Origin of the sequence: Shewanella algicola, from assembly GCF_014648035.1 — a bacterium.
GTDB classification, from domain to species: domain Bacteria; phylum Pseudomonadota; class Gammaproteobacteria; order Enterobacterales; family Shewanellaceae; genus Shewanella; species Shewanella algicola.
The window spans coordinates 1-6,685 of record NZ_BMQI01000091.1 but is presented as its reverse complement, the minus strand read 5'-3'; the positions used below and the strand labels follow the sequence as shown (position 1 = coordinate 6,685).

Here is a 6,685-nt window from a genome sequence, read left to right as displayed (position 1 = left end):
CGGATCAAGGAACGAGCATTTAGTTCCTTTGGGGAGCTAATTTCTTATCCGAAGCTCAGGTAATTTAGTGAAAACCTGATGTTTGCGACCCATATTAGCCACAGCATTGCACTAGAAGATATTAAACAGCAAGCCGCGGCAGACGGCCAGCAAGGCAGTCTTGACGAAACCTATGCCGGTATAGCGGTGAGTTGGGGCTTTTAATCCTGTAGTGATTGGCTCGCGTTTTAGCACTGTGCGACTACACTAAGTGGTCAATATATCACCACGCAAGGACCGCACATGCTGACCCGCCCTGTGCAACATGCCGCATTTTGTGGCGTGTTGCTAACGACGCTATTACCCAGTTCGATAATTTTTGCTGCCGAATTCAGTCAGTTAAACCACAGTAAATTAACCACAAAACCCTTCAATAACAGCACTCAGCTTAATAATGACAACGCCAAAGATTTACCGCAACAATCTGCCATTGACAGCCAGGGGAATGTGATTGAACTGCCTGACGACACTCGTTCGGCCCTAGAGTATCGAGCCGACGACATCTACCTTAAACCCAGCTTACAGCAACATATCGATGCCACCCATCAAGCCACATCTTCATCGCGCCAAGCCAACATCACAATGGCAGATGACCCAAATTGCCGCTGGCTTAACAACCGCATAAAACACCTCAAAAACAAGCAACGCCAAACTCAACACAGTCAATTTAGTCATTACCAAGATGAAATCGATATTAGAGAAGCTGAATGGGACTGTCTTAAGTGTGCAAGCAGCGGCCCTAATAGCGTTGACCGAGGTGCATGCCAATATAAGCGCTAAGCAGATCGACCGCGTGTGTATATTTAACGACTAGATTGCAAACTCAATCCCCCCTACAATGGGCGCATTAATTGTATTGGAGAACATCATGGCTCAACATTTTGACTATATCGCGCTTGGCGCAGGTAGTGGCGGTATCGCCTCAGCAAACCGTGCCGCAATGCGTGGCGCAAAAGTACTTGTTATTGAAGCAAAGCACGTTGGCGGCACTTGCGTTAACGTAGGCTGTGTACCTAAAAAAGTCATGTGGTATGGCGCTCACGTCGCAGAAGCCATGAATTTATACGCCAAAGATTATGGTTTTGATGTCACCGTTAATAAATTCGACTGGAACACCTTAGTTGATAACCGCGAAGCCTATATTAGTCGTATTCATGCGGCTTATGGCCGTGGCTTTGAAAACAATAAAGTAACGTTAATTAATGGTTACGGCCGCTTTGTGAACAACAACACCATTGAAGTGAATGGCGAGCATTACACGGCTGATCATATTGTTGTAGCCACTGGTGGCGCACCCACGTTCCCAGATATCCCTGGTGCCGAATACGGTATCGACTCAGACGGCTTCTTTGAGCTGCGTGAGCAACCAAAACGCGTGGCTGTGGTTGGCGCTGGTTATATTGCTGTAGAAGTTGCCGGTGTATTACACGCACTTGGCAGCGAAACCCATTTGTTGGTCCGCAAACATGCACCACTACGTAATTTTGACCCTATTTTAATTGACGGGTTAGTGGAAGCGATGGCTGCCGATGGCCCAACATTACACACTCACAGCGTGCCAAAGTCAGTTAGCAAAAATGTTGATGGCAGCTTAACCCTAGCCCTTGAAAACGGTGAAAGCTTAACGATTGACTGCCTGATTTGGGCGATTGGCCGCTCACCCTCAACGGCTAATATTGGTTTAGAACATACCGATGTACAGCTTGATGCTAATGGTTATGTGATAACTGACGAACAGCAAAATACCACTGCAAAAGGTATTTATTGTGTAGGCGATATTATGGCGGGCGGTGTTGAGCTGACCCCTGTTGCCATTAAAGCCGGTCGTTTATTGTCAGAGCGTTTATTTGGCAATATGCCTAACGCAAAAATGGATTACAGCTTAATTCCTACGGTTGTCTTTAGCCACCCAGTGATTGGCACTATGGGATTAACCGAACCTGAAGCTGCTGAGAAATATGGCCTGGACAACATCAAGGTTTATAGCTCTACTTTTACCTCGATGTACACCGCGGTAACCAGCCATCGTCAGGCGTGCAAGATGAAGCTAGTCTGTGCCGGCGAAAACGAAGTGGTTGTCGGCGTTCATGGTATCGGTTTTGGCATGGACGAAATACTCCAAGGCTTTGGTGTGGCGATGAAAATGGGCGCAACCAAAGCAGACTTCGACTCAGTTGTGGCAATTCACCCTACTGGCGCTGAAGAATTTGTGACCATGCGATAAAGCAAGCTAACCTGAGCTTAAGTTAAGCGATTAAAAGCCGTGTTAGGATTAACACGGCTTTTTTTGTTGCAGAAAATCTACTAATGCATAGCGCGTTTATGAAGAAAGTACTTTGCTGGCTTCTTTATCTTGTAACCATTGTAAAAACACTTTTATTCCGGGAGAGCGTTTGTGTGAGTGGCCCATTAACTGGGTCATACCAAAGCTAAACTGATAGTACATTTCGGCATCGTTATAATGCTTTTGCGCATCATCGCTATTAATCATCGCGCCGCGTAAATAATCGCAAAGTAACTCTCCACGATCAAACCCTCTAATTTCACCTATCTCAGCGAGCACCTGTGTATTCCATTGCTTATATTGCGAGCTCACACGTTCAAAGCGTTCACGATAATAATCACTGGCTTGAGATATAACGGCTTCATTAGGAATGACCCTAGCGATAACAAAAGATTGCTCAGATAAGATGTTGTACAAGCGCTGACAATGATGAAATATATAGCGTAAATAAGGGTCGCTGTATTGTTGTGTGTCTTGTTCAGCTTGCGCTAACCAGTTGCGGTAATCAGCACAGGCAACCGCGACAATCAAATCGGCTTCAGAGGTGAAATGATTATAGATGGTGCCTTTGGATATTTGGCTAGCTTGCACTAAATGTGAGCGACACAAATCAAAGGTCTTGTGACCTTTTAAACAACGTTGTGACACCTCAATCAAATAGTTACCGCGTTTTTCCCAGCTACTCATAACAGACTCCAATAAAAATCTCTGCAACTTCACATTTACATCATAGCAAGCTTTGTTAGTACCCTATATTGAGTAATACTGATACCACTATGAACTTATTCAATAGCCTATGTTAAAGATTGAATTGTTAGAGAGTTTTATCGCTGTTGCTGAATCAGGTAACTTATCAAAAGCGGCCGATAAAATTTGCCGAACCCAATCAACACTTAGCCTGCAAGTTAAAAAACTTGAAGAAAGTGTCGGCCAATCTTTGCTCATTAGAGACAACAAAGGTGTCACCTTAACTGAGTCAGGTGAAACCTTACTTAGCTATGCCTACAAAATGATCCAACTTAACTCACAGGCACTCGATGAATTAAAAGAGTGTCACAACCGTGAAGTTATCCGCCTTGGTGTGCCAACAGACTTTATTAAATGCTACCTAAACAGCTGCTTATTAGAGTTTATTCGTGAGTTTACCTGTATTGAATTAGTCATAGACACTGATGTAAGTGGTAACTTATACAAGCGGTTACATCAGGGTGAGTTTGACGTAATTGTTGCTACGCATTGGCAATTACCGGTTAATGGTGAATTGTTGTTTACTCGACGCTTTAAATGGGTTGCAGCAGCAGGCGGTAACGCCCATCTACGTAAAACCATTCCGATGGGCTTATACCCTGAAAACTGCCCAATACGGGCACAGGTATTTGCTAACCATCGGTTATCGATGCGCCCTATTAACGTATTACTGTCAACGCCATCGCCACAAGCGCTGTGTATGGCAGTTGAAAATGACTTGGTTGTTGCCCCTGTAGCCGAATTTAGAATTAACGACAAAATGCAGATATTAGACCCACTTGAGCATGGTTTACCACCATTACCCGTTTTTAATGAGTCGTTATACCTTAATCCTGACACCCAAACCGATGCCACTAAACAGCTAATAGACCTAATTAAAACCAATGTTGAGCACAAAGGTTATCAACTGGACAAGCCCATATTGAACATGGTTAAGGCCAGTTAAACGCTTAGGATTGTTTTGCTGCACATTGTTGGTTATTACTCAAATATCACTTCTCTAGCAAAAGTCTTACTGTGTCATTATGCTGCTGACACAGTAACAATAACCAACAATTTCATATCAACCTCTAATTAAATCAACCGCTTACAACATTACGCTGCCAAACAAAAATGCCAGTACGACACTCATGGTAATGGTGACCACTCCCGGAATAAGAAACGGATGATTAAACACCGCTTTGCCTATGCGTGTTGAGCCCGTGTCATCCATCTCTACTGCTGCCAATAATGTTGGGTATGTTGGTAATACAAATAACGCACTCACCGCAGCAAACGATGCAATAGCCGTTAACGGACTCACGCCAATCGCCAACGCGGCTGGCATTAATGCTTTAGTGGTTGCTCCTTGTGAATACAACAACATTGACGCAAAAAATAACGCTACCGACAACAACCAAGGCTGGTTTTGAAGTAAAGTGCCTGCAATCTCTTTAATTTCATCAATATGATTAGATACAAAAGTATCGCCAAGCCAGGCCACCCCAAGCACACAAATACACGCCGACATGCCCGACTTAAACGTCGATGCATTTGAAATTTTGCTGGCATCTAAACGACAAAACCAGGTGATTGCCGCCGCAGCAGATAGCATAAACAGCATAATGGCCACATCGCGCGATAATACTGGGCTGCTAATTAAACCGACTTTGTCAGATATTGCAGTGGCATATGACATCACCGCCATAATCGCGACTAAAAAGATCACCACCGAACGCTTAGCGCCGGGTAACAAAGTCACCAGAGTTGCCCCTCGCGTTTTCACTAAACCACTGGCTAACCGTTGTTGATAAATAGCATCTTCAGATAACGGTTTACCCAATAACGAAGCCACGAGCGCGCCAAATAAACAGGCAATAAAGGTTGATGGAATACACACAGCTAACAGCACCAAATAATCCACACCAAAAGGCTCTAAAATACCTGAGAAAAACACCACGGCGGCAGAAATAGGTGACGCGGTAATCGCAACTTGCGAGGCTACTACCGCAATCGATAACGGCCGAGAAGGACGGATACCCTGCTCTTTAGCAACCTCTGCAATTACCGGTAATGTCGAAAATGCGGTATGCCCTGTGCCGGCAAACAATGTCATAAAGTAGGTGACAATAGGAGCTAAAAAAGTAATGTATTTTGGGTGTTTACGCAGTAATCGTTCAGCAATAGAGACTAAATACGCCATGCCGCCCGCCTCTTGCATTGCTGCAATGGCAGTAATCACTGACATAATAATCAGCATGACATCAATGGGGATCGCCCCAGGCGTTAACCCTAAGCCGACAGTGAGAATTAACACGCCAACGCCGCCGGCAAAACCAATCCCAATGCTGCCCATTCTTGCGCCGAGGTAAATGGCCCCAAGCACAATCATTATTTCAATTATCATCATAGTGTGAACTTTTTAAATCCTAAGTAGTGTGAACCAATAACAGGGAGAACTGTTTTAGAGGACGGGATATTACTCTGTTGTGGTTTTACGAATGTAGACGTGGATCAATTTACTGGATTGAAATAAAACAAGTGGGGGTTTCAGTGGATTATCGCTAAGCCATCGTCAATGAGCATCAATAAAAATGCCAATCAAACGATTGGCATTTACTTACCTAGGGTTTACTTGAGTCTGTGCACTTAAGCTTAAAAATAGTATCCAAAGTTAACATTGATACGGTAATCCCAACCGTCTCCAATTTCTGGCAGACCGATATGGCCGTTATCTAATGTCGAAGCGTACATGTTTTTACCCGTGATAAAATCAATCATGGTATAGGTAGGGCCAGATGATAATGCCACACCGGTAACATTTTGATAGCTGTTATCGTAATCGTCATTGTCTACGTCTGGCGTCACAAGGCCAAAGTCGTTGTACACTTTGACACTGCCCCAGCTAGTAGTGAAGGTTTTAGCCACATTGACACTGTAGGCTTGCGCTTTTGAGGCAATCTCGTATTGCCAAGCATAAGCCGCTACTGCAATTTTGTTATCATCAAGAGAGTCTGCAGCGTCATATTCATACTGCATTGCCTGAAGCTGCAAGTTCCAACCGTTATAGCTGCTGTCTAAATGCAACGCAATGGCATAGCGATCGCCGTTGTTACCTGTGTTGCTATTGTAAATCTGGCCAATCTCAAATGAGCCACCGACGACGGTTTTGCCGCCTTCGTATGCCATCTCGTAGGTTTGACGAATATTTAATTGATTGGTTTCTTCGTTATAATATTCAGTGCCGTTAACGGTCCCGCTATACAAATCGGTTGAATAACGTTCATTACGGCTGGCACCGTATTCAGCATTTTTATAAAATGCTAACTCAGTGCCCCAACCATTGCTCGAGTAGATGGTTTTCACACCCGTATCATAGTCATCTTCAAAACCTAAATAATACGGTACGCCAAACCAAAAACTATTTGAAATAAATCCTGGGTTACCAAAAGGCACCTGGTTTATACCAAACTGAATTTGCCATTCTGGTGAGTAGTCATAAAAAGCATAACCATAACGTAATGCCTCCCAACCATCATAAAAACGATATTCAGATGCTAACCCCCAATCACCCAGGGGCTGATTACACTTTTTGACCAGTACCGAAAATAATCTCTTCTCTGAAATCGTCACTCC

General features: G+C 44.0%; 7 protein-coding genes. 4 read left to right on the top strand and 3 right to left on the bottom strand.

Annotated features, from left to right (window positions below; all coding sequences use genetic code 11):
* Positions 1-78 precede the first annotated feature (78 nt).
* From IEY42_RS22650 to gorA, 3 genes are all read left to right on the top strand, one after another.
* Positions 79-204: a hypothetical protein gene (locus IEY42_RS22650; protein ID WP_268244284.1), complete on the top strand. Its 126-nt coding sequence runs from the start codon at positions 79-81 to the stop codon at positions 202-204.
* 78 nt (positions 205-282) lie between these two features.
* Positions 283-819, top strand: a complete 537-nt coding sequence (locus tag IEY42_RS21255) for a hypothetical protein (protein WP_188927194.1) — start codon at positions 283-285, stop codon at positions 817-819.
* A gap of 88 nt (positions 820-907) precedes the next feature.
* A complete protein-coding gene (gene gorA / locus IEY42_RS21250; protein WP_188927193.1) occupies positions 908-2,263 on the top strand; it encodes a glutathione-disulfide reductase in 1,356 nt (451 codons plus the stop codon).
* A 96-nt stretch (positions 2,264-2,359) separates the two neighbouring features.
* Here the strand turns inward: gorA and IEY42_RS21245 are convergent, their stop codons facing one another.
* On the bottom strand, positions 2,360-3,010 hold the full coding sequence (locus IEY42_RS21245) for a TetR/AcrR family transcriptional regulator (RefSeq protein WP_188927192.1): 651 nt from the start codon (positions 3,008-3,010) through the stop codon (positions 2,360-2,362).
* Between the two features lie 109 nt (positions 3,011-3,119).
* Between IEY42_RS21245 and IEY42_RS21240 the strand changes: the two genes are divergently transcribed.
* On the top strand, positions 3,120-4,016 hold the full coding sequence (locus IEY42_RS21240; RefSeq protein ID WP_188927191.1) for a LysR family transcriptional regulator: 897 nt from the start codon (positions 3,120-3,122) through the stop codon (positions 4,014-4,016).
* A 141-nt stretch (positions 4,017-4,157) separates the two neighbouring features.
* Here IEY42_RS21240 and IEY42_RS21235 read toward each other — a convergent pair whose 3' ends face one another.
* The gene (locus IEY42_RS21235) at positions 4,158-5,459 is read right to left on the bottom strand and encodes an anaerobic C4-dicarboxylate transporter (protein WP_188927190.1); all 1,302 of its coding nucleotides are present in this window, start codon (positions 5,457-5,459) and stop codon (positions 4,158-4,160) included.
* Positions 5,460-5,704: 245 nt separating this feature from the next.
* Positions 5,705-6,685, bottom strand: a 981-nt coding sequence (locus IEY42_RS21230; RefSeq protein WP_229780235.1) for a hypothetical protein, incomplete at its 5' end; no start/stop codon positions are given.